The following is a 22949-nucleotide window of genomic DNA, read 5'->3' as shown; positions in this document are numbered from 1 at the left end:
AGGCCCCGACGGACAGGTCGCCAAACGTCGTATTCTGAAAGGAGAAACCGAGAGCGAGGAGGGTAACTAGGACGACTACGTAAAGTGTTGCCCGCAGCAAAATGACTCCAGGGTTTCTAGACGGGTAGGGGTATTTCGGACACGTTGAGTAGATATCGGGCGGTCCAGTTCAATTCTGAATCAGACGTCCTTTCGAGGCCTCGAAGGAGCGAATCTGATATGTACCCGCACTCATGCATTGCGATCAGAAGTGCCCGCTTGATCGGCTCGCTGTGTTCGGACTCGTACTGCATCTTCAACAATGGGCCATCGGCCACGTCCGAGTTCCGTCCTATGTAACGCGCGGCAAACTCGCGTGGATAGTTGGGCCGGTTCCTGTCGCGTAGAACCTTCCACGCATTGTCCTTTAGGGCCTTAGAGCGTATGCCTTGTCGTAGAGCACAGTGCAGAATATTGCGCTCTAGAAAGGGATAGTGGAGCAGTGAGTAGTCCGTCACCACGGCTTCCAGCGTGCTGATTAGATCCTTTCGGTAACCAGGAATAGCCTCCACGTAGCGGAGTATCTGGTCGGAAATGTGATGCAGTTCTTTTAGATTATCCAGGGCCCAAGCGGCGGCAGTTGCGTCTTGACTCTGCCTAAAGCGCGTCAGGGAAAACTTCACATCCCTCTCGTATGGCGGCGCCTTTACGGTCGCGTCACGAAAAAGTCTGCTCAGCAGCTCCCTCGCCTGTGGTTTGCCCAGCGAGTGGAAGTATGCAATCAGATTGCGATTGTGGTCATCCAGATAATTGATTGACTTGTCACGGTTGAGGATCTCGGTTTTTTGTGCGGAAGGCGTGAGACGCCGAGCACGCAATGCTTGGTTGGCGCCGGCCAGGGATGACCTCAGACTTTCCCAATTGCTACCAAATAGATAAGTGTCATCAGAGTAGCGAACATGTTTGATTCCTGACAGCCGAACATACTCATCGAAGGGGAGAAGGTAGATGTTGGACAAAACTCCGGAGGCGCTGGATCCTTGCGGCAAACCCCAGGCTTCCGACTGGTTTTGGAAGCCTTCCAGGAATGAGTAAATCTGCCCGACAAGGGGAAGGTGGACTCCGGCTTGAATGAGGTCCAAGTTGAGGATTTCTATATCTATATTTTCGTAGAAAGCAGAGATGTCTGTTCTGGCCATCATGAGGCTAGGATCAGACAGGAGCAACTTTCGGGCGCTCTTCCTCATTGCTAGCCAGTCGCCAACTGAATGAATTTGACTTTTGTTGAGCCGGTAGCTGAATACGTTGGATGGAATTAACCGATCCACCGCGTGTGACACCTCCAGTGCCAACGTTTCATAGGTTAAACGGTCTTTGATGTCGAAGCGAGCCAGCGGGCGTACTGAGATGGGGTTCTTGGGATGTTCTACGATCTCCACCTTGGCGGGCGCGACGTGTGAGTTCGAAATATGTTTGAGAATTCTGTCCCGGTAAATATCCCACTGCTCTTTCACGTCGCTGAAGTTTATGATGTCAGGTAGTTCTTTGCGAACTTCAACAAAAAATAGGCGGCGGGCCGCGCGCTCTAGATACTCTTCCTTCGCCACTAGCCCCCGCCGCTCATTAAGTGGGAATAATGCGGCGTAGTTTAGCGGTGGGTGTGTCTGAGCTCCAGTCTTCTTCCAAGGCCGGCGGAGCGGGTCTAGCCGGTGGCCTACTTGGTCCAGGTCGCACGTGATCAGTGGGCCATACGCTTGTTGCCGACCTCGTCGTGATCTTTTGGACGCGGGATCCGGGCCGGTGGGGGGAGGGCGTGGGACCCTCAGCCATGCGTATCTAGCTGGCATGAGGCGGCTGATCGCTGTGCGCGGCACGGGCGCCGGCCGGGCTGGAGCGGGGCGGAGACAGGAGCGCAGGCCCGGCCGGGGGCCGGGCCGCGCGCGGGGAGCGGAGCGAGCCGCCTTGAACCAGTAGAGAAAGTTTGAATCATGCTCAGCTGGTGATCGTGTGTCCGGCCGTACCGGCACCTGCTGGCTCGTGGTGTAGAACCCTGGACATGGGGAGTGAGCGGCGGGAGCGGATGAAGGCGCTGGGAGCGCGTCTTCGTGTGCTTCGTGGAAAGTCCGGCCTGACGGGTGCCGTGCTGGCGCGGCGGGCAGGCGTGGGACAGCCGACCGTGTCCAAGATCGAGACCGGGCGCATGGTTCCGAGCCGGGATGTACTCGACCGGCTCCTGGGCGCCCTCGGCCTCGATGAGTCGGTCGCTCGCGAGGTGCGGGAGCTGCTGGCGGCCGTGGTCGCCGCCGAGACCTCCGAGTCCTCTGTCGGTGATGACGTCACGGGTGCGACCGTTGACGAAGAGGTGCGTTCCGCTCAGTCGGTGCGCTCGTTCCAGTGTGTCGTTCTGCCGGCCATGTTGCAGAGCGCCGAGTACGCCCGGCACGTCTTCGAGAGTGCTCCTCGTGCGACGCCTGAGGCTGTCGGTCGGGCCGTCGCTGCCCGTGTGGATCGGCAGAGCGTGTTGTACGAGCCGGGGCGGGAGTCGGTGTTCGTGATCACCGAAGCCGTGTTGCGTACCTGGCCGGCAAGTCCGGCGCTGATGCTCGCGCAGTTCGACCGATTGCTGGCGGTGGAGAGCCTGAGCACGGTACGGCTCGGGGTGGTTCCCTGGCGCCGGCCGGTGCCGGTGCTGCCGCGGCACGGCTTCACCATGTGCGATCAGCGGGCGGTCGTGATCGAGAGTTTCGACAGCGAGCGGGTGTCCACTGACGCCGCTGAAGTGGCCGCCTACGAGCAGACCTTCGCTCGCTTCGAGCGCGCTGCCGTCTTCGGGTCCGATGTGCGTGAGCTGCTGTTGCAGTTGATGAAGGAGTTCCGCGACTTGGGAGACACTCTCACTCCTTAGAGGAATAATTCCTCTCGATGCCTAGATTGCTGCATCGGACTGGGAATACTCTGCCGCCAGCGCTGTCTAGACCCCTAGACGAACGGAGAGGTTCTCATGCTCACCAAGTGGTGCCGTGTCTTCCCCGGCTTGCCGGAAGAGGTCCCTCAGGCTCGTCACTTCGTCGCCTCCCTGCTTGCGGATCGAGGCCCGGTCGAGGACGCCCTCCTGGTCGTGAGCGAGCTGGCAACCAACGCCCTGCGGCACACGCGCAGCGGCGTGGTGGGTGGCTGGTTCCTGGTTGTTGTCGGCATGGGCGACGACCTCGTGCGGATCCAAGTGGTCGACCAGGGCGGCGACCGCGTGCCTCACCTGTGCCCCGCCACCAGCCACGAAGAGGGGGGTCGGGGGCTACGGCTGATTGATGCCTTGGCGAAGAACTGGGGTTACACGATCTTGCCCGACGGGCGATCCGTCTGGGCGGAGCTGGTGCGGGCGAGCGCATGAGCGTGCAGTGTGCGGCGCGTGCGGGGGGCCGTTTCGTCGGCGGTGGGGTGTGAGCCCGAGGGGTGTGCCTCGGAGGAGATCGCGGTTCTACGTGATCGGCGTGCGTTCCGGGCGGCGCCTGCAGCCCATACCGTCTAGGGCCCTAGACTCCTGGGTACTGCTGCTGGGAGGTGAGGTCATGTCGGACGAACTGCAACGGATCATGGCGATTGACGATCCGTACCTGCTCCTGCGCGAGGTCACGACCCGGTTGGCGGACGCCCAGCAGGAGGTGACCGAGTTGGCCCGCCTCCGTCGGCGGGTGGTGCAGGACCTGCATGCGCAAGGGCTGTCGTACGCCCAGATCGCCGCAAAGGCCGGCCTGAGCCGTGGGCGGATTCACCAGATCCGGCACACCGGCCCGGCGCCGGAGGGGGCCTTCCTCGGTCGCGGTGCCGTCACTGTCGCCACACCGCTGCGGCGAGACGACGAGCGCGGGCGCACTGTCGTTGCCGTGGATGACGTCAGCTCCGGCAAGCGACTGGAGGAGCTGGCGCGGACGTATGGGCTCGACGTCACCTCGGAGCACGTGCCGGTGAGTGGTGAGATCGACCTCAACCGCGACGGCCTGATCGTCGTCTGCGGTCCGCGCATGTCCCAGGCGATGTGGGATACGTACGCCCAGGATCCCGTTTTGCAGTGGCAGCGCGCAGAAGACGGGCCCTGGACGGTGGTGGACCGGCAGACCGGTACCGTGCACCGCTCCGGGCAGGACAGTGATCCGGCCCGGCCGTACGACGTCGGATACCTCGGCCGGCTCTCGCGCCCGGACGGAAACGGTTCGCTGCTCGCCATTGCCGGTATCCACACCCAGGGTTCCCTCGGTGTCGTCCAGCTGCTCGCCAACCACCTGAACACTCTGTGGGGGCAGGTCGGCGATCACCAGTTCTCCACGCTGGTGGGTGTCGAGTACGACCCGGAGACCAGCGAACCGCGGTCCGTGGAACTGCTTTGCCCCCTGTACCGGCATGATGAGGAAGCGGCGGCGTGAGGATCGACCTCGCCACGCTGCCGGCTGTTCCCGGTCGGGAGAACGAGGACTTCGCCGCTGCCGGTGCTGGCGCGGCCGTACTGCTCGACGGTGCTGGCGTCGCCGGGGCCGAGACTGGGTGCACACACGGGGTCGCCTGGTTCTCCGGGACGCTGGGCGGCCTGCTGCTGCGCAACATCACCGCGCACCCCGCACGGACCCTCGCCGAGTGCCTCGCCGACTCGATTCGCCTCGTCCGATCCCTGCACGAGGACAGCTGCGACCTGGCTTATCGGGCCAGTCCGACCAGTACGGTCGTCGCCGCGCGGGTCGGCCTCGGGGGACTGGAATACCTCGTCCTCGGTGACTCCTCCCTGCTCCTGGCGGACAAGTGCGACGGTACGACTGTCATCACCGACCGGCGCTTGGACGAGGTCGGCAAGCGGCTACGCGGACCGGTTGACGCACTGCCGACCGGCTCACCCGAGCACTCCGCCGCACTCGCCGAGTATCGGGAGGCCTTGACGGAGCTCCGCAACCGGCCGGGCGGCTTCTGGATCGCCGGCCCCGACCCCCAAGCCGCTGAGCGTGCCCTGACGGGGACGGTCCCCCTCGATTCACTGGCGTCGGTGACGCTGCTGAGCGATGGGGCAACGCGACTTGTCGACCGCTTCGAACTAGCGGACTGGGAAGGGGCGCTGGCTGTCCTGAGTTCCTGCGGGCCGGATGAATTGATCCGCCGGGTTCGCGAGGCCGAGGACTGTGACTTGCATGGTCGCCGCTGGCCGCGCGGGAAGACACACGACGACGCGACCGTCCTTCACTGGACCCTGCCGTAGCGCGTTCGCACGGACAGGAGCCACCTCGTATACCCCCCTAGACAGTTGATGGGGTGTCGGTTACCTTACTGTCGACCCCCCTAGACAGTTGGGTGGTCGTCCCCCCAGTGCTGTCTAGGGGGGTATCCAGTTCGAGCGGCGCCGATCAGCGAAGGCGCCGACAACTCAGTGAGGTACTGATGCGAGTCATCCCCGTAGACACCTCGGCCGCGACGCTGCTCGTCACCAAGCTGCCGGAGGTGAAGGTCAGGGACCGGCAGACCGGTGAGGTCGCCGTGGACCCGGTGACCAATCAGCGGCTCATGACGCTGGAGGTGGTGTTCATCGCGGCCGGTGGTTCGGACATGATCAAGGTCACCGTTCCGGAGCAGGGGATCGGAGACGGTCTGGTCATGGGAGCGCCGGTCATCCTGTCGGGCCTGGTGGCCCGGCCCTGGGAGAGCGAGTTCGGCGGGCGGACCCGTCACGGCATCGCCTACCGGGCCGACGCCGTCATGGTCAACGCGCCGGTCGCGGCGCAGGGCTGACCGCCATGGCCGACACAGTGCGCGTGCTGTTACCGGTCCTGCTGGTCCTGGTCGTGCTCCTGGTGGCGCGTCGCCGCATGCCGGTGGTGTTCTGGTGGCTGGTCGGGTATCCGGTGGTCGCGCTGCGCTTGCTCGTCTCGTACCGGGCGACGATGGACGCGTGTGGCCTGACGGTCCCGGCCTCAGCCGTGCGCCGGGCCACTGCCCGGATGATGGGGCGGCAGGCGGCGCCCGTACCGCCCCGGCGGACTTTCCCACTGCCGACCGGGTCCGGCCTCGTGATGCGGCTGCGTATGGCGACCGGACAGGCGCCCGAGGACTTCACCGCCTCGGCCGACCGGCTGCGGCACGCCTGGGGAGCCCATGCCGTGTACGTGCGCCCCACGAAACCGGGGTGGCTCGAACTGCGCCTGGTCGGCTGGGACGTTCTCGCCGAGGTACACCCCGCCCGCCGTCGGCTGTCGGTCGGCCCGCTCCGCCTGCCCTTGGCACTGCGAGAGGACGGCCGTTGGCACGTACGAGACTTCCGCACCGTGCCGCACGAACTGATCCTGGGCGCCACGCAGTCCGGTAAGTCGGTGTACCTGCGCAACCTGCTGTGTGGCCTGGCCCGGCAACCGGTCGTGCTCGTTGGGATCGACTGCAAGTGGGGCGTCGAACTGGCCCCGTTTGCACCCCGATTGTCTGCGCTCGCCGATGAGCCGGACCGCGCGAACGAACTCCTGGACGTGTTGGTGGAAGAGATGGAGGCACGGTTCCGACTCATCGGTCTCAGTGGCGGGACCGGCCCGGACGTCGTCCTCACCTCGGACGTGTGGGGGCTGCCCGAAGCGGTGCGGCCGGTGCCGGTCGTGGTCGTCGTGGACGAGGTGGCGGAACTCTTCCTCGCCGCGAACAAAGACGACGAAAAGCGGCGGGACGCCATGGTCACCAAGCTCATCCGCCTCGCCCAGCTCGGCCGCGCGGCCGGCATCTACCTTGAAGTCTGCGGGCAGCGCTTCGGTGCCGAACTCGGCAAGGGCGCGACCATGCTGCGCGCTCAGCTGACCGGCCGCGTCTGCCACCGTGTCAACGACGAAGCCTCGGCGAACATGGCGCTGGCCGACATCTCGTCTGAGGCTGCGCTGGCCGCAACTTCCATCCCCGCCGAACGGCCTGGTGTCGCGGTCGTCGGCGACTCCTCCGGCGGCTGGTCCCGTGTCCGCTCGCCCCACCTCACCCTCGCCGACGCGGCGACCGTCTGCCGTGACACCTTGGCCTTGGTCCCGGAACTGCCCCGGCTCGACTCCTTCCGGCCCACCGTTGCTCGTCGAATCCGCCGGGTCGTCCTCCGTTACCGCTGTCGCGCCCACCGCGCGCCCGGTGACCGAGTAGCCCGCTCCATCACCTCTCGGCCGGCGTGACCGCCTCGCGCCATGTCCCTACCCCTCCCATGCCCAAAGCAGGAAGGAACCGGAGCCGATGCGTGCCTACCTGGTCCGCGTGGACGCCGTTGTCGTTCAGGCAGTCATCGCGGGCGCCCTGTCCTTCTCGCACCTGCACGACCTCGCCGCGGCGGCCGGACAGGGCGGATGGAAGGCGTGGGCCTATCCCGTCAGCGTGGACCTGCTGCTCGTTGCCGCCTGGCGACGGATGCGCCAGTCACAGCGAGCGGGGCAAGCGGCCGGGAGCCCGCGGCTGTGGTTCGTGTTGGCGCTGACCGCATCTCTCGGCGCCAACGTCGCCACCGCCGGACTCCTCGACCTGGACCACGTCCCCGCCTCGCTCCGCGTCGTCGTCGCGGGCTGGCCCGCCGTCGCCTTCTTCGGCGGCACCCTCCTGGCCCACACACCGCACGGCCCGGACACGTCGGCGGTCCCGGTATCGCCGACGGCCGATCCGTCCGAGGAACAGGCCACCACGTCGGCCGCCGTCGACGCGCCCGCACTGGATGCGCTGCCAGCACCGGCTCCCGAGCCCACCACCGCCGAGCCGGAATCCGTCCCGGCTCCGCCGTCCCGCCCCGCCGTCGCGCTGCCGCCCGTCCTCATCGACCGTGTCCGGGCCCTGGCCGACGAACACCGCTCGGCCACCGGCCGCCCCGCCGACCCCGACGCGGTACGCGCCCGGCTCGGCCTGCCCCCGTCCATGACCGCGTCCGTCGCCGCCCACCTCTGAGAGGAGCACCGCCATGCACCGCCGCTTCCGCAACGTCCGCCGCATCGGCCCCGTGAACATCGCCTCCTACGTCGACCGTGGCAGGAACCGCCACCTGGCCGCCTGCACCGCGCCCCGCTGCGACTTCTCCGCCGAGTACGACTCCCGCGCCGCCGCCGAACTCGCCGCCCGTACCCATCGCTGCTCGGCCTGACAGGAGACCACCCCATGGACGTTCCGCTCTGGCTCGCGCTGCTCGTCGTCGGCGGCCTCGGCGTCAAGCTCATCCGCCCGCCCTGGTGGCTCATCGCCGTACTCCTCCTCGGCGGCTACCTCCTCGCCGACAGCCTCCTGGCCCCCGTCATCAACTCCTTCATCAAGTAGCTCGCGAAAGGAGATCCCTCATGTTCCGGCCGAAGATCCCGACCATGCCGCAGCCGACTGGCCTGGTCACCCCTCCCACCATCATCGAGCCGACCACGGTCACCCCGGCCCCCTCGACCACGCCGCCGGCCTCCCAGGCTCCGGCCGCTTCCCGCCCGGCCGTCCAGCTCAGTCCCGGAACCGTTCTCGCCCTCGTCGGCGGCGGCACCGCCGTGGTCCTGGTCGTCGGTGCCGTCCTCGTCTCGATGCTCCTCGCCGTCGCCCTGACCGCCACCTCGGTCGCCGTCTGCGCCGTCGTCACCCGCTCCCTGCTCACCCGCCGCTGATTCGACGGCTGCCTCCGCCTGGCTTGCCTGTGCTGTCTAGGCCCCTGGACAGCACAGGCAAGCCAGGCAGCCACCCCAACACACGACCACCCAAGGAGGAACCCGCACATGCGCCCGCCGGCTCCCCTGGGAGCCATCCGTCATCTGGCCGCCCTCGCCCGGCACGGTGACGTGAGTGCTTACGCCCGGCAGATCCAGCGCCTCGGCGGCTGTGAGCGGCCCGTACGAATGGAGGGCCACCGACTCGACGTCCATGCCGCCACGGGCGAGATCGTCCGGGAAGTCATCGACCGCGACCTTCCTGCCGGACAGCTCCTCATCCGCTGCAACAACCGCCGCGCCTCCCGGTGCGCCACCTGCGCCGAGACATACCGCAAGGACACCTTCCACCTGGTCACGGCCGGACTGAGCGGCGGCAAGGGCATCGGCCCAGCAGTCGCCCGACACCCACGCGTCTTCGCCACCTTTACCGCCCCTTCCTTCGGTCCCGTCCACAACCGCCCCGCCGGTGGCCGCTGCCGCTGCGGGCGCTCCCACCCGGAGGACGACCCCGCCCTGGGCACACCGCTGAACGCGGAGCGGTACGACTACCGGGCGGCTGTCCTTTGGAACGCCCACGCTGGTGCCCTCTGGGCTCGCTTCACCACCTACCTGCGCCAGCAGCTCGCCTCCCGCGCGGGCGTCACCCGGACCGCGCTGCGCGACTGCCTCAAGGTGTCGTACGCCAAGGTCGCCGAGTACCAGCGGCGCGGCGCCGTCCACTTCCACGCGGTGATCCGCCTCGACGGCCCGGGCGGTGCCGAGTCCACCCCACCGGCCTGGGCCACGACCGAACTCCTCACCGACGCGATCCGCACTGCGGCCAGTCTCGCCGAAGCGCCCGGCCCAACCCTCGACGGCCGCACGTACACCTTCCGCTTCGGTGACCAGCTCGACATCCGCCCCATCCGCTCCGCCGACTTCGCGGGAACCTCGGAGCTGTCCAGCCGGGCCGTGGCCGCCTACATCGCCAAGTACGCCACCAAGGGCGCCGAGACCGCCGGCACCCTGGACCGTCCCGTCCGCAACCCGATCACGGACCTGATCGGCTCCGGCGTCACCGACCACGCCCGGCGGATGATCCTCTCCTGCTGGCACCTCGGTGTGCTCCCCGAACTCGAAGCCCTGCACCTGCGCAAGTGGGCCCACATGCTCGGCTTCCGCGGCCACTTCTCCACCAAGTCCCGGTCCTACTCCGTGACCCTCGGCGCCCTCCGCCAGGAACGCGTCGACCACAACGAAGCCTTGGCCCGCGCACGCGCCGCCGAGGTGGGCCACCCGCTGCCCGACCCGGACACCGTCCTCGTCCTCGTCCTCTCCCACTGGCGCTTCGCCGGAACCGGACTGACAGACGCGGAAGCCGTCTTCTCACCCTCTCGATCAGCCGTTCTTGACGCACAAGGAGAACCCGACCGTGCACGATGACGAACTTCTGACCGTTGCTGAGGTGATGGCCCGTCTGCGGCTCGGCCGTTCCAAGGTGTACGACCTGATTCGTACGCGACGCCTGCCCTCGGTCACCATCGGCCGGTGCCGGCGCATCCCCGCCTCCGCCCTGGGCGACTTCATCGCCGGACAGATGGAGCGTGCGGCCTGATGACCAAGCGTCGGAGCCGCGGTGACGGCGGCTTGCACTGGGACGAGAAGCGGCAACGGTGGATCGCCACGGCGAACCTGGGCTTCGATCCGAGCGGCAAGCGGATCGTCAAGCGGGGGAGTGGCAAGACCAAGACGGAGGCGAAGAACAAGCTCAAGGAGGTGCTGCGGGACCACGAAGACGGCCTCGCCATCGCGCCCACCAATTACACGGTCAAGGACGCTGTGACGGACTGGCTGACGTACGGCTTGGTCGGCCTCGACCCCAGCACCGTTGAGACCGTGAGGCTCCTGAGCGAGAAGCACGTGATTCCATCGCTCGGCGCCCGCAAGCTGCGTGAGCTGAGTGCGGAGGACGTAGACCGCTGGCTGGCCACCAAGGCGAAAACGCTCAGCACGCGCACGCTCCAGGGAATCCACTCCTGTCTCAACCGTGCGGTCAAGCGGGCCATGGCGCGGGACAAGGTGAAGCGCAACGTCGTCGAGCTGTGCTCGGTGCCTCAGGGGCAGGCGGGGCGTCCGTCCAAGGCGCTCACCTTCGCCCAGGCCGAGGCCGTGCTCAAGGGCGCCGAAGGGACCTCGATGTACGCGTACATCGTCGTCGCCCTGCTCACCGGAGCCCGCACCGAGGAGCTGCGGGCTCTCACCTGGGACCACGTCTTCCTGAAGGGCCGGCCGGACCTCGACCCGCCGCAGCCTCCGCACATCGCGGTCTGGCGGTCGGTGCGGAGGAGTGGGGACACCAAGACCCGGAAGTCCCGGCGCACGCTCGCCCTGCCGGCGCGATGCGTGGACGCCCTCTGGCAGCAGTTCGAGGACCAGGGGTGGGACCGGCTCGCCGCTGATGAGGAGTGGGAGGAACACGGCCTGGTCTTCTCGTCGGCCGTGGGCAAGCCGCTCGATGCCGCCAACGTCCGCCGCGCCTTCCGCCAGGCGCTCAAGGGCATCGACGGAATCAACGCGGAGGAGTGGACGCCTCGGGAGCTGCGGCACAGCTTTGTGTCCCTGCTGTCCGACCGGGGCGTCCCCCTGGAGGAGATCTCGCGGCTCGTCGGGCACTCCGGGACCGCCGTCACCGAGGAGGTCTACCGGAAGCAGATCCGGCCCGTGATCCAGACCGGCGCCGTGGTCATGGACGGCATCTTCGGCACGCAGGATCGGCGCTCGTAGACACGCAGAAGCGTTAGTCACTCAGATAGACACGCAGGCAAAAACAAGTAGACCACCTAGGAACGTTCCTAGGTGGTCTACCTGCTGTTTCGGCTGTCGGGGTGGCGGGATTTGAACCCACGACCTCTTCGTCCCGAACGAAGCGCGCTGCCAAGCTGCGCTACACCCCGGTGTCGCTGCTTCCCGCGGCGACGACGTTTACTTTAGCCCACTGGGGGCTGGAGACGAAATCCGGTTCAGGCGCCGTGGCGGACCGGGGTCGGGCGGGTGTGGTCCAGGGCTACCAGGAGGACGGCCAGGGCGTAGATCGCGAGGCCGACGAGGAGGGCGTTGGCCAGGGTGCTGCGGTAGCCGTGGGCTGTCGCGTCCAGGAAGGGATAGAGGTAGCGCGACGGGCTGGTGGGTGGCAGGACGGCGGCCCGGGTGAGGGAGAAGGTCAGGTAGGCCAGGGGGTAGAGGAGCCACGCCGCCGTCTGGCGCAGGTGGAGGCGGGTGGCGGGGGTGAGCAGGAGCCAGTCCAGCAGGGCCGCTGCCGGCACCAGGGTGTGGAGGATCTGGAGGGCCGCCCACTGGGCGTGCCAGCGCTCGGGGGGCGTCGTCGCGCCGGTCATCGAGAACGGGGGCGTCGTGTGGCCCAGGAGCAGGTGGTATACCAGCGCCGAGGTGAGGGCGTAGAGGAGTACGGCGCCCGTCACCGCAGGGGGGAGCGGGCGGCGGGCCCGCCAGGCTCGGTTTGCCGACAGGAACATGACCAGGGTCAGCAGGACGCCGGTCTGGACGCTGAAGTAGCTCAGCATGCGGGCCGGGGGGCCGATGAGGAGTTCCAGGGCGACGCCGCCGGCCGCCGCCACGGCGGTCAGGAGACGGAACACCGCGGCTACGGGGCGGCGGACCGGGGCCACCACCGCCGCGGCCGGGACCGGGGCGGGCAACAGCAGGGGCGGGCCCGGGACCGCGGGCAGGTCCGGGATGTCCCTGGGTATCGGGGCGGTCATGCCCTCACGCTAGGAGCGGGGGAGGGGCACGGCCACGCGGATTCGCCCAGGTGGGTTACGCCCCCAGGGCACCCCGGTGGGATCCTCAGGCCCCTGGGGCAGCGCACATTCCAGTGGAATCCCCCGGGACTCCCAGGGCAGCGGCACCAGTACCGCACCGGCGCCCTTCGGAGTGCCTCCCACCGCACCGGTCACAGGGGCACCCCGAGCCCCGGCACCCCAGCCCAGCGCCGAGCGCCCCTCACCGCACCGGTCACAGGGGCATCCCGAGCCCCGGCACCCCAGCCCAGCGCCGAGCGCCCCTCACCGCACCCGTCACACGGGCATCCCGAGCCCCGGCACCCCAGCCAGCGCCGGAGCGCCCCTCACCGCACCCTCTACCGCTCCTTGCTCACCAGCGTCAGCAACGTCGCCTCCGGCGGGCACGCGAAGCGGACCGGGGTGTAGCGGCTGGTGCCGCAGCCCGCCGAGACGTGGAGGTGGGCGGTACGGCCCTCCGCCGTGTGCGTGGAGAGGCCCTTCACGCGGTCGGTGTCCAGGTCGCAGTTGGTGACCAGGGCGCCGTAGAAGGGGATGCACAGCTGCCCGCCGTGGGTGTGGCCGGCCAGGATCAGCGGATAGTCGTCCGCCGTGAACCGGTCGAGGACGCGGAGGTACGGCGCGTGGACCACGCCGAGCGAGAAGTCGTACGTCCCGGACGGGCCGCCGGCCACCTGGGCGTAGCGGTCGCGCTTGATGTGCGGGTCGTCCAGGCCGGTCAGCTCGATGGAGACGCCCTCGACTTTCAGCACACCCCGCGTGTTCGTGAGGTTCAGCCAGCCCGCCGTGTCGAAGCCGTCCCGGAGGTCCTCCCACGGGTTGTGGACCGCGCCGACGACCGGCGGGTTGCCGTTCAGGCCGTGGTTGCCCTGGACCTTCTCCAGCAGGTAGCGGGCGGGGTTGCGGGGCCGGGGGCCGTAGTAGTCGTTCGAACCGAAGACGTACGCGCCCGGGAACTCCATCAGCGGGCCCAGCGCGTCCAGGACCTCGGGGACGCCCTCGGGGTCCGACAGGTTGTCGCCCGTGTTGATCACGAAGTCGGGGCGCAGCCCGGCCAGCGACTGCAGCCAGCGCTGCTTCTTGCGCTGCCCGCTCACCATGTGGATGTCGGAGACCTGCAGCACACGCAGCGGGCGCATGCCCGGGGGCAGGACCGGGACGGTGACCCGTCGGAGGCGGAAGGAGCGGGCCTCGAAGCCCGCCGCATACACCAGGCCGGCAGTGCCGGCCGCCACGATTCCCAGGGGAATTCCGTATCGCGCGCGCATGTCTCCATCGTGTCAGACGGGTTGGCCGGTGTGAGACCGGCCGCCGGTTAAATGCGCGGGCGTCGCCGGGCGTGCACCTGCGACAATCGGGCCATGACCACCACGCTCAAGTCGAAGCTGCACGACGACCTCAACGCCGCGATCAAGGAGCGCGACGAGCTGCGCTCCTCCACCCTCCGGCTGACGCTCGCCGCGATCACCAAGGAGGAGGTCGCCGGCAAGGAGAAGCGGGAGCTGTCGGACGACGAGGTGCTCAAGGTGATCACCCGCGAGGCGAAGAAGCGCCGGGAGGCCGCGGACGCCTTCGCGCAGGGTGGCCGTGCCGGGCAGGCCGAGCGGGAGAAGGCGGAGGGCGAGGTGCTCGCCGAGTACCTGCCCAAGCAGCTGTCCGACGACGAGCTGAACGCGATCGTCGCCCAGGCCGTGGAGGAGGCGAAGGCCTCCGGCGCCGAGGGGCCGCGGGCCATGGGTGCCGTCATGAAGATCGTGAACCCGAAGGTGGCCGGCCAGGCCGAGGGCGGCCGGGTCGCCGCCGCGGTGAAGAAGCTCCTCCAGGGCGGCTGAGCGGACACCGTTCCGCTACGACGGCTCCCCTGCGGGGTCTTTCCGATACGACGGCGGGGCCGCACCCGGAATCCGGGCGCGGCCCCGCCGTCGTGGAAGCGAGTGGAAGCGAAGGGGAAGCGAACTCGTACGGCGAACGGGCTAGCGCCGGCCGCCGCCGTTGCCGTTCCCGTTGTTGCCGCCGTTCGTCTGGCCCTCGATGAAGTGCTCGGGGATGGAGAACGTCGGCGTCGGGAACGTGCCGCCGGTCGTGCCGGTGGTCGTGCCGGAGGTCGCGTCACCCGTGGTTGCCCCGCCGGCCGCCGCCCCCTCCGTCGGACCGCCGATCAGTCCGCCGATCAGCTGTCCCGTCGTGTCCTGGTTGTCCCCGTTGTTCCCGTCGTCCCCCCGGTTTCCTTTTCCCTGATCATCCCCCTGGGTGTCGTCCGGGATGTCGATCAGATGGAAATCCTCCACGGGCTTGCCTTCCAGCGCGCCGCTCATCATGTCGCGCCAGATCGGGCCCGGAACCTCACCGCCGTAGACCTTGGCGTGCGGGACGCCGCCGATGGTGATGCTGGTCATCTTCCGTTTGTGCTGCGGGTCGCCGACCCAGACCGCGCCCGCCATGTTCGGGGTGTAGCCGACGAACCAGGCCGCGAAGCGCTCGTCCGTCGTACCGGTCTTGCCCGCGCTCGGGCGGCTGCCGAGGCCGGCCTCCTGGCCCGTACCGTCCTCGACCACGCCCTTGAGGAGCGTGCTGACCGTGTCCGCGGTGTTCTCCGACATCGCCCGCGAGCAGGTCGACTTCGGCACCGGAAGGGACTTCTGTTCGCTGCCGGCCTTCTGGGTGACCGACTCGATGGCGACCGGGGTGCAGTACATCCCGCGCGCGGCGAAGGTCGCGTACGCGTTCGCCATGGTCAGCGGGGACATCTCCTGGGTGCCGAGGGCGATGGAGGGCGCCTGGTCGATCTTGCGGCCGTCCGCGCGCTTCACACCCAACTTCTTGGCCATGTCGATGACCGGGCAGATGCCGATGTCGCTGATCAGCTGCACGTAGTAGGTGTTGACCGACTTCGCGGTCGCCTCCGCCATGCCGTACGGACCGCGCTCGGACTCGTTCTCGTTCTTCAGCTTGGCCGGCCGGTACGGGTCGTTGCGCCACACCTTGCCGTCGCACGCGGAGATCGGGCTCGGGTAGGGCATCTCGTACGGCGACGAGTACTCCTGCGTCGGGGGCTTGCCGCCCTCGACGGCCGCCGCGGCGACGATCGGCTTGAACGTGGAACCGGGCTGGTAGCCGGCGCCGCCGCCCATGTCCGAGTTCACGGACAGGTTGATCGTCGTCTCGTCGTTCTTGACGTTGACGCCGTACGGACGGGACTGGCCCATGGCGAGGATCTTGCCGGTGCCGGGCTCGACGACGGTCGCGGCGGTGGCCACCGCGTCGCTCTTGTAGACGTGGTCCTTGATGGAGGCCTGTGCCGACTTCTGGGCCTGCGGGTCGAGCGTGGTGCGGATCGTCAGGCCGCCCCGGTTCCAGAGCTTGGCCCGCTGCTCCCTGGTCTCGCCGAAGACCGGGTCGGTGAGGACGACCTGGCGGACGTAGTCGCAGAAGAAGCCGGCGCCCTTCGCGGCGGTGATGCAGCCGTTCTTGGGGCGGCTGGTGTGCAGCGCGAGCGGCTTCTCCTTGGCCTGGTCGGCCTCCTTCTGGGAGATGTCGCCCAGCTCGGCCATGCGCTGCAGGACGATGTTGCGCCGCTTGGTGGCCTCCGCCTCGTCGTTCACCGGGTCGTACCGGCTCGGGGACTGGACGATGCCGGCCAGCAGTGCCGACTCCTGCAGATTCAGGTCCTTGGCGTGCTTGGAGAAGTAGCGCTGGGAGGCGGCCTCGACGCCGTAGGCCTGCTCGCCGAAGAAGGTGATGTTCAGGTAGTTCTCGAGGATCTTCTTCTTGCCGAGCTTGTCCTCGATCTGGATCGCGTACTTCAGCTCGCGGATCTTGCGGCCCAGCGTCTGCTGGGTGGCCTCGGCGACCTTGGTGGGGTCGTCGCCGGCCTCCTCGATGAAGTAGTTCTTCACCAGCTGCTGGGTGAGGGTGGAGGCGCCCTGGGCGACCCCGCCCTCCTGCGCGTTCTTGTTCACGGCGCGCAGGACGCCCTTGAGGTCGACGGCACCGTGCTTGTAGAAGCGCGAGTCCTCGATCGCGACGATCGCCTTCTGCATGTACGGCGAGATGTCCTTGAGGTCGACCACCGTACGGTCGCGGGAGTAGACGGTCGCGATCTGGCCGCCCCGGCTGTCCAGGATCGTGGTGCGCTGACTCAGCTGAGGGCTCTTGAGGTTGGCCGGGATCTCGTCGAAGCCCTTGACCGAGCCCTTGGCCGCGAGGCCCAGCGCACCGGCAGCGGGCAGCGCGATACCGGCCATCACGGCTCCGGCGAGCACACTGACGCCGAGGAACTTGGCGGCCTGCTGCATGGGCGACAAACCGCCGCCCGGGCGCTTCTTTGGCATGGGGGCAGCCTAATCCGTACTGTTGAGCCTTCCGAAGGAGCGACCGCATCACGGCACGGCAAAGTGGCGGGCTCTCCGTTCCCATTCGCCGGACACGCGCGCAGGCCTTGGCCTAAGCTGCTCACGACTGTCACAGCAGCGCGGTCCCCCATCCATACGTCCGGCGACCCCGAATCGTTCCGGACGCAGCCCGAAATCCCCAGGGCGTGCCCAGGGGACGGGCTCCGTCTCCTGAGAGAGGCGAGTCCGGTTCCGCCGCGTGTGTCACCTGGCGTCCGGTGTGACGTACCACGACTGTCCCGGTTTGCCGGGTAGATCGCGTATGTCGCCAGCTCACTCCCGCGGGTGATCTGCCGCTTACCCATAGTCCGTTCGGGCCATTCAAGATTGGGCCCGCAGGGGGTGTTGCGCTGTCCCCACCTTCCGTAACGTCCTCAACTGGCGGCGGTGAATATGCCGCTGCCGCCGTGGGGGAGCCTCGATTCGGGAGAGGACGGCGCCGGTATGGGCTGGGTAACCGACTGGAGTGCGCAGGCTGCCTGCCGCACTACCGATCCGGATGAACTGTTCGTTCAGGGAGCAGCGCAGAACAGGGCCAAGGCGGTGTGCACCGGATGCCCGGTACGCACCGAGTGCCTGGCGGACGCGCTGGACAACCGCGTCGAGTTCGGCGTGTGGGGAGGCATGACGGAGCGGGAGCGCCGCGCGTTGCTGCGCCGGCGGCCCACCGTGACCTCGTGGCGCAGGCTGCTGGAAACCGCCCGCTCGGAGTACGAGCGGGGCATCGGGATCGTGCCCCTCGACAACGACGAGGTGTACGAGAACTACGCGGCGGTCAGCTGAGGGCACGCACCCGGGGCACAGTCCCCGGGCACATCGCGGGCACATGGTCCTTGGGAGCGGCCGTCGCGAGCTGCCGGCACCGCGCCCGCCGCGCGCGCCACGCCACGCGAAAGCGTGGAAAAGCACCCACGCGTGAACCGGGTGCTGTCCGTGCCGGCCGCGTGCTGCCTGCGTGCCACCTGTGTGCCGTGCGTGTGCCGTGTGCCGCGCCCACTGCGCACGTGATGCGTACCGCGCACGTGGTGCCCACCGCGCACCCGCCTCGCGCCCCCGTCGGCCTACGTTTCCGTGTCTTCCGGTCGCCCGGCCGCCAGACGGTGCCCGATGTCACGGAGGCCCGTGAGGTCGTGGACGTCGCCGGGCAGTGCGGGCACCTCGACCACCGCCACCTCGGGGTGGCGGGCGGTGAAACGGTCACGCGTGCGCTGCTCACGGGAGAGCAGCTGCATGCGATCGGCGTGCAGTCTCAGCAGGCCCGCGGTGAGCCGGTCGACGGAGCTTTCCGTGTCGGCGGGGGAGCCTTCCTCGGAAGCGGTGACTGCGGTCTCGGGTGCGGGAGGTTGTGAACTGCCGTACGTGTCGGGAGAGTTACGAAGTCCAGCTTTCCCGTCCGCCTGATCCACAATGCGGGGGTCCTCAAGATTTTCCGCGGCGGCGAGCGCTCGCTCGGCCGACAGCCGGCCGGCGCCGCTGCCGTGGACCCGGTTGAGGACCAGACCCACCAGCGGCATCTTCTCCGCGGCCAGCCGCTCCACGAAGTAGGCGGCCTCGCGCAGCGCGTCCCGCTCCGGCGCCGCCACCACCAGGAACGCCGTGCCGGGCGCCTGGAGCAGCTTGTAGGTGGCGTCCGCGCGCGTACGGAAGCCACCGAAGGTGGTGTCCATCGCGGCCACGAAGGTCTGTACGTCCTTGAGCAGCTGACCGCCCAGCAGCTTGCCCAGCGTGCCGGTCATCATCGACATGCCGACGTTGAGGAACGCCATGCCCGCGCGGCCGCCGAGCTTGGCCGGGGCGGTCAGCAGGCGGATGAGACGGCCGTCCAGGAAGGAGCCGAGCCGCTTGGGCGCGTCGAGGAAGTCCAGCGCCGAACGGGACGGCGGGGTGTCGACCACGATCAGGTCCCACTCCTCCTTCGCCCGCAGCTGGCCCAGCTTCTCCATCGCCATGTACTCCTGCGTGCCCGCGAAGCCCGCCGAGAGCGACTGGTAGAAGGGATTCGCCAGGATCGCGGCGGCCCGCTCGGAGTCCGCGTGAGCCTCCACGACCTCGTCGAAGGTGCGCTTCATGTCGAGCATCATGGCGTGCAGCTCGCCCTCGCCGTCGGTGCCCTTCACCCTGCGCGGCACGTTGTCGAGGGAGTCGATGCCCATCGACTGCGCCAGCCGCCTGGCCGGGTCGATGGTCAGGACGACCACCTTGCGGCCCCGCTCGGCCGCCCGGAGACCGAGGGCCGCCGCGGTCGTCGTCTTGCCGACCCCGCCCGAGCCGCAGCACACGACGATCCGCGTCGTCGGGTCGTCCAGCAGTGAGTCGACGTCGAGCACGCGCGCGGGGCAGAGACGAGGGCGGCCACCGTCCTGGGCCTTGGTCTCCTCCGCACTCATGACAACCCCTGCTTCCGCAGCTCGGTGGCGAGTTCGTACAGGCCCGCGAGGTCCACACCCTCGGCGAACAACGGCAGTTCGTGCAGCGGCAGGTCCAGCTCGCCGAGGACCGCGCGCTGCTCGTGCTCCAGCGCGTACCGCTCGGCGTACTCCGCGGCCTGCTCCAGCAGCGGGTCCACCAGCCGCTCGGCGTTCCCGCCGCGCCGGGCCCCGCCCAGACCGGCCGCCGAGAGCGCCTCCGCCACCGATGAACGTTCCACGGTCCGTACGAGTTCCAGATCGGCCGCGTCCAACACCTCCGGCCGCACCATGTTCACGATGACCCGGCCGACCGGCAGCCGTGCCGCGCGCAGTTCGGCGACACCGTCGGCGGTCTCCTGGACCGGCATCTCCTCCAGCAGCGTCACCAGGTGCACCGCCGTCTCCGGGGACTTCAGCACACGCATCACCGCCTGCGCCTGATTGTGTATCGGGCCGATCTTCGCGAGGCCCGCCACCTCGTCGTTGACGTTCAGGAAGCGGGTGATGCGGCCGGTCGGCGGGGCGTCCATGACGACGTAGTCGTACACGAACCTCCCGGACCTGTCCTTGCGGCGCACGGCCTCGCACGCCTTGCCGGTCAGCAGGACGTCTCTGAGCCCGGGCGCGATGGTGGTGGCGAAGTCGATCGCGCCGAGCTTCTTCAGCGCCCGGCCCGCGCCGCCGAGCTTGTAGAACATCTGGAGGTAGTCCAGAAGGGCCAGTTCCGGATCGATGGCGAGGGCGTACACCTCGCCGCCGCCCGGAGCGACCGCGATCTTCCGCTCCTCGTAGGGAAGTGCCTCCGTCTCGAAGAGCTGGGCGATGCCCTGCCGGCCCTCGACCTCGACGAGAAGCGTCCGCTTCCCCTCGGTCGCGAGGGCCAGCGCGAGTGCGGCGGCGACCGTCGTCTTTCCGGTCCCGCCCTTGCCGCTGACGACCTGGAGCCTGCTCACGTATTCGAGACTAACCAGTCCGGCCGACACTCACGCGGGAGGCTGTGGATAACGGGGGCCGTGGTGGCCGCCCGGGCCCACCGGCCACAGCGGCTACAGTCGCCCCCATGACCAAGAAGTGGGAATACCAGACCGTGCCGCTGCTCATCCACGCCACCAAGCAGATCCTGGACAGCTGGGGCGACCAGGGCTATGAGCTGGTACAGGTCGTGCCCGGGCCCAACCCGGAGTCGCTCGTGGCGTACCTGAAGCGGGAGAAGTCGGAGCAGGACGCGTGAGCGCGGTCGAGGCCAAGCTGGCCGAACTGGGACTGACCCTGCCGGACGTCGTACCGCCGCTGGCCTCGTACCAGCCGGCCGTGCAGTCCGGGGTGTACGTCTACACCGCCGGGCAGCTGCCGATGGTGGAGGGCAAGCTGCCGGTCACCGGCAAGGTGGGTGCCGAGGTCACGCCGGAGGAGGCCAAGGACCTGGCCCGCACCTGCGCGCTGAACGCGCTCGCCGCCGTGAAGTCCGTCGTAGGCGACCTGGACCGCATCGCGCGCGTGGTGAAGGTCGTCGGCTTCGTCGCCTCGGCCGCCGACTTCACCGGGCAGCCGGGCGTCCTCAACGGCGCCAGCGAACTGCTCGGCGCGGTCCTCGGCGACAAGGGCGTGCACGCCCGCAGCGCGGTCGGCGTCGCGGTGCTGCCGCTCGACGCCCCGGTCGAGGTCGAGATCCAGGTCGAGCTGGCCCCGTAGTCCTCCGGGGCGGCTCCCACGGGCCCCGGGTACCTCTCGAACATTCGCCCTGCACGGGATAGCCTCCGGCCATGGCGAACGGTCAGTGGTACCCCCCGGAGTGGCCCGACCGCATCCGCGCGCTCGCGGACGGCACTCTGACCCCGGTGTCCCCCAAGCGCGCGGCGACCGTGCTGCTCCTGCGGGACACCCCGGACGGGCCGGTCGTCCACATGCTGCGCAGACGCGCCTCCATGGCCTTCGCCGGAGGCGCGTACGCGTACCCCGGGGGCGGTGTCGACCCGCGGGACGACGACCGCCAGGTCCGCTGGGCGGGCCCCACGCGCGCGTGGTGGGCCGAGCGGCTCGGCGTCGACGCGGCCGGCGCACAGGCGATCGTCTGCGCGGCCGTGCGGGAGACGTACGAGGAGGCCGGCGTCCTGCTCGCCGGGCCCGACCCGGAGTCGGTCGTCGGTGACACCACCGGCGACGACTGGGAGGCCGACTGCGCCGCCCTGGTCGCCCGCGAGCTGTCCTTCGCCGAGTTCCTCGACCGCCGCGGCCTGGTGCTGCGCTCGGACCTGCTGGGCGCCTGGACCCGCTGGATCACCCCGGAGTTCGAGGCCCGCCGCTACGACACCTGGTTCTTCGTGGCCGCCCTCCCCGAGGGCCAGCGCACCCGGAACGCCTCCACGGAGGCCGACCGCACGGTGTGGATCCGCCCCGAGGACGCCACCGCCGGGTACGACAAGGGCGAGCTGCTGATGATGCCGCCCACCGTCGCGACCCTGCGCCAGCTGCTCCCGTACGGCACCGCGGCCGAGGCGCTGGCCGCCGCGCCCGCGCGCGACATGACCCCGGTGCTGGCCCGGGCCCGCCTGAAGGACGGCGAGATCGTCCTGTCCTGGCCCGGGCACGACGAGTTCACCAAGCACGTCCCGACCGCTCCGGCGACGGCTCCGGCGACCGCAGGGACGACCGCCGGGCCGGCAGCCGGTACGACCGCTGGTCGGATCGCCGGCCCGATCGCCGGGACGCCCGCCGAGACGACCGGTGGAGGCCCCGCATGACCGACGCGAACGTCCTGCCGGGCCAGCCCCGCGGCGGAGTGCTCTCCGGCCCGGCCACCGAACGGGCCGTCAACGTGCTCGCGCCCAACGCCTCCGTGATGACCCTGGACGGCACCAACACCTGGATCGTCGCCGAGCCCGACTCCGACCTGGCCGTGGTGATCGACCCGGGCCCGCTGGACGACGGCCATCTGCGCAACGTCGTCGACACGGCCGAGAAGGCCGGCAAGCGCATAGCCCTGACCCTGCTCACCCACGGCCATCCCGACCACGCCGAGGGGGCCTCCCGCTTCGCCGAGCTGACCGCCACGCGCGTGCGTGCCCTCGACCCGGCGCTGAGGCTCGGCGACGAGGGCCTGGCCGCCGGGGACGTGATCGACGTCGGTGGCCTGGAACTGAGGGTCGTACCGACGCCCGGGCACACCGCGGACTCGCTGTCCTTCCATCTGCCGGCCGACCGGGCCGTGCTGACCGGCGACACCGTCCTCGGACGCGGTACGACGGTCGTGGCGCACCCCGACGGACGGCTCGGTGACTACCTGGACTCCCTGCGGCGGCTGAGGTCCCTCACGGTGGACGACGGCGTGCACACCGTCCTGCCGGGCCACGGGCCGGTCCTGGAGGACGCCCAGGGCGCCGTCGAGTTCTACCTGGCCCACCGCGCCCACCGGCTCGCCCAGGTGGAGACCGCGGTCGAGAACGGCCACCGCACCCCGGCCGAGGTCGTCGCCCACGTGTACGCCGACGTGGACCGCTCGCTGTGGCCGGCGGCGGAACTGTCGGTCCGCGCCCAGCTGGACTACCTCGGCGAGCACGGGCTGATCTAGTCCGGGCGGGGCGCCTTGGTGCCGTGCACGCGCGTGTACTCGTCGGCGAGCCACGGCCCTAGGTGTGCTGTCCGGAGAGGTTGGTGACGCGGCTGGCTGGTGGTTGGCCGCTGATGCCGGTGTGGGGTCGGTGGTAGTTGTACCAGTCCAGC

Annotated in this window: 24 protein-coding genes, 1 tRNA gene and 1 pseudogene; 19 read left to right on the top strand and 7 right to left on the bottom strand. The window is 69.1% G+C overall.

Annotated features, from left to right (window positions below; genetic code table 11):
- Positions 1-116 precede the first annotated feature (116 nt).
- Positions 117-1586: an RNA-directed DNA polymerase gene (locus tag ACZ7N4_RS29505; RefSeq protein ID WP_471363823.1), complete on the bottom strand. Its 1470-nt coding sequence runs from the start codon at positions 1584-1586 to the stop codon at positions 117-119.
- Positions 1587-2035: 449 nt separating this feature from the next.
- Here ACZ7N4_RS29505 and ACZ7N4_RS29500 point away from each other — a divergent pair, with 449 nt between their 5' ends.
- The 13 genes and pseudogenes from ACZ7N4_RS29500 to ACZ7N4_RS29440 all read left to right on the top strand — a co-directional run bounded on the left by ACZ7N4_RS29500 (position 2036) and on the right by ACZ7N4_RS29440 (position 11396).
- Complete coding sequence (locus ACZ7N4_RS29500; RefSeq protein WP_471363820.1) at positions 2036-2884, top strand: helix-turn-helix domain-containing protein; 849 nt, start codon at positions 2036-2038, stop codon at positions 2882-2884.
- Between the two features lie 96 nt (positions 2885-2980).
- Positions 2981-3370, top strand: a complete 390-nt coding sequence (locus ACZ7N4_RS29495) for an ATP-binding protein (RefSeq protein WP_471363816.1) — start codon at positions 2981-2983, stop codon at positions 3368-3370.
- 178 nt (positions 3371-3548) lie between these two features.
- On the top strand, positions 3549-4400 hold the full coding sequence (locus tag ACZ7N4_RS29490) for a sigma factor-like helix-turn-helix DNA-binding protein (protein ID WP_471363813.1): 852 nt from the start codon (positions 3549-3551) through the stop codon (positions 4398-4400).
- Complete coding sequence (locus tag ACZ7N4_RS29485) at positions 4397-5218, top strand: integrase (protein ID WP_471363810.1); 822 nt, start codon at positions 4397-4399, stop codon at positions 5216-5218. The genes ACZ7N4_RS29490 and ACZ7N4_RS29485 overlap by 4 nt, the downstream gene beginning before the upstream one ends.
- Positions 5219-5397: 179 nt before the next feature.
- Positions 5398-5745 carry an SCO3933 family regulatory protein gene (locus tag ACZ7N4_RS29480; RefSeq protein ID WP_030339215.1) on the top strand — a complete coding sequence of 116 codons (348 nt, stop codon included), beginning with the start codon at positions 5398-5400 and terminating at the stop codon, positions 5743-5745.
- Positions 5746-5750: 5 nt separating this feature from the next.
- A pseudogene (locus ACZ7N4_RS29475) lies at positions 5751-7119 on the top strand (FtsK/SpoIIIE domain-containing protein).
- An 87-nt stretch (positions 7120-7206) separates the two neighbouring features.
- Positions 7207-7902 (top strand): DUF2637 domain-containing protein, encoded by a 696-nt coding sequence (locus ACZ7N4_RS29470; RefSeq protein ID WP_471363806.1) that lies wholly within the window; start codon positions 7207-7209, stop codon positions 7900-7902.
- A gap of 13 nt (positions 7903-7915) precedes the next feature.
- Positions 7916-8095, top strand: a complete 180-nt coding sequence (locus ACZ7N4_RS29465; RefSeq protein ID WP_471363803.1) for a mobile element transfer protein — start codon at positions 7916-7918, stop codon at positions 8093-8095.
- Between the two features lie 14 nt (positions 8096-8109).
- A complete protein-coding gene (locus ACZ7N4_RS29460) occupies positions 8110-8265 on the top strand; it encodes a hypothetical protein (RefSeq protein ID WP_471363800.1) in 156 nt (51 codons plus the stop codon).
- 20 nt (positions 8266-8285) lie between these two features.
- Positions 8286-8591 (top strand): SpdD-like protein, encoded by a 306-nt coding sequence (locus tag ACZ7N4_RS29455; protein WP_471363797.1) that lies wholly within the window; start codon positions 8286-8288, stop codon positions 8589-8591.
- A 108-nt stretch (positions 8592-8699) separates the two neighbouring features.
- Positions 8700-10055, top strand: coding sequence for a replication initiator (locus ACZ7N4_RS29450; RefSeq protein WP_471363794.1), 1356 nt, complete (start codon positions 8700-8702; stop codon positions 10053-10055).
- Complete coding sequence (locus ACZ7N4_RS29445; RefSeq protein WP_058081318.1) at positions 10045-10227, top strand: helix-turn-helix domain-containing protein; 183 nt, start codon at positions 10045-10047, stop codon at positions 10225-10227. The genes ACZ7N4_RS29450 and ACZ7N4_RS29445 overlap by 11 nt, the downstream gene beginning before the upstream one ends.
- On the top strand, positions 10227-11396 hold the full coding sequence (locus ACZ7N4_RS29440; protein ID WP_471363792.1) for a site-specific integrase: 1170 nt from the start codon (positions 10227-10229) through the stop codon (positions 11394-11396). The genes ACZ7N4_RS29445 and ACZ7N4_RS29440 overlap by 1 nt, the downstream gene beginning before the upstream one ends.
- A gap of 96 nt (positions 11397-11492) precedes the next feature.
- Here the strand turns inward: ACZ7N4_RS29440 and ACZ7N4_RS29435 are convergent.
- From ACZ7N4_RS29435 to ACZ7N4_RS29425, 3 genes are all read right to left on the bottom strand, one after another.
- Positions 11493-11566: transfer RNA gene (locus ACZ7N4_RS29435), tRNA-Pro, on the bottom strand.
- 66 nt (positions 11567-11632) lie between these two features.
- On the bottom strand, positions 11633-12391 hold the full coding sequence (locus ACZ7N4_RS29430; RefSeq protein WP_471363790.1) for a Pr6Pr family membrane protein: 759 nt from the start codon (positions 12389-12391) through the stop codon (positions 11633-11635).
- Positions 12392-12768: 377 nt separating this feature from the next.
- Positions 12769-13698 (bottom strand): metallophosphoesterase, encoded by a 930-nt coding sequence (locus tag ACZ7N4_RS29425; RefSeq protein WP_471363787.1) that lies wholly within the window; start codon positions 13696-13698, stop codon positions 12769-12771.
- A 93-nt stretch (positions 13699-13791) separates the two neighbouring features.
- Between ACZ7N4_RS29425 and ACZ7N4_RS29420 the strand changes: the two genes are divergently transcribed.
- Positions 13792-14262, top strand: a complete 471-nt coding sequence (locus tag ACZ7N4_RS29420; RefSeq protein ID WP_471363784.1) for a GatB/YqeY domain-containing protein — start codon at positions 13792-13794, stop codon at positions 14260-14262.
- A gap of 141 nt (positions 14263-14403) precedes the next feature.
- On the opposite strand, the gene ACZ7N4_RS29415 is transcribed toward ACZ7N4_RS29420, so the two are convergent.
- On the bottom strand, positions 14404-16761 hold the full coding sequence (locus ACZ7N4_RS29415; RefSeq protein WP_471363781.1) for a transglycosylase domain-containing protein: 2358 nt from the start codon (positions 16759-16761) through the stop codon (positions 14404-14406).
- A 504-nt stretch (positions 16762-17265) separates the two neighbouring features.
- Between ACZ7N4_RS29415 and wblA the strand changes: the two genes are divergently transcribed.
- Positions 17266-17604, top strand: a complete 339-nt coding sequence (gene wblA, locus ACZ7N4_RS29410) for a transcriptional regulator WblA (RefSeq protein WP_030342575.1) — start codon at positions 17266-17268, stop codon at positions 17602-17604.
- 278 nt (positions 17605-17882) lie between these two features.
- On the opposite strand, the gene bagB is transcribed toward wblA, so the two are convergent.
- On the bottom strand, positions 17883-19208 hold the full coding sequence (gene bagB / locus ACZ7N4_RS29405) for an ATPase BagB (RefSeq protein WP_471363778.1): 1326 nt from the start codon (positions 19206-19208) through the stop codon (positions 17883-17885).
- Positions 19205-20182, bottom strand: coding sequence for an ATPase BagA (gene bagA, locus ACZ7N4_RS29400; RefSeq protein ID WP_471363775.1), 978 nt, complete (start codon positions 20180-20182; stop codon positions 19205-19207). Before bagA ends, bagB begins: the two co-directional genes overlap by 4 nt.
- A gap of 107 nt (positions 20183-20289) precedes the next feature.
- On the opposite strand from bagA, the gene ACZ7N4_RS29395 reads away from it, so the two are divergent.
- From ACZ7N4_RS29395 to ACZ7N4_RS29380, 4 genes are all read left to right on the top strand, one after another.
- Positions 20290-20460, top strand: coding sequence for a DUF4177 domain-containing protein (locus tag ACZ7N4_RS29395; RefSeq protein WP_471363772.1), 171 nt, complete (start codon positions 20290-20292; stop codon positions 20458-20460).
- Entirely contained in the window at positions 20457-20921 is a 465-nt protein-coding gene (locus ACZ7N4_RS29390; RefSeq protein ID WP_471363769.1) for a RidA family protein, read from the top strand. Before ACZ7N4_RS29395 ends, ACZ7N4_RS29390 begins: the two co-directional genes overlap by 4 nt.
- 71 nt (positions 20922-20992) lie before the next feature.
- Entirely contained in the window at positions 20993-21970 is a 978-nt protein-coding gene (locus tag ACZ7N4_RS29385; protein WP_471363766.1) for an NUDIX hydrolase, read from the top strand.
- Positions 21967-22797: an MBL fold metallo-hydrolase gene (locus ACZ7N4_RS29380; protein WP_471363763.1), complete on the top strand. Its 831-nt coding sequence runs from the start codon at positions 21967-21969 to the stop codon at positions 22795-22797. Before ACZ7N4_RS29385 ends, ACZ7N4_RS29380 begins: the two co-directional genes overlap by 4 nt.
- The last annotated feature ends 152 nt before the right edge of the window (positions 22798-22949 follow it).

The organism is Streptomyces sp. NPDC107654 (assembly GCF_055639035.1).
The sequence above is the reverse complement of the archived record's forward strand: the minus strand, read 5'-3'. Positions and strand labels throughout refer to the sequence as shown.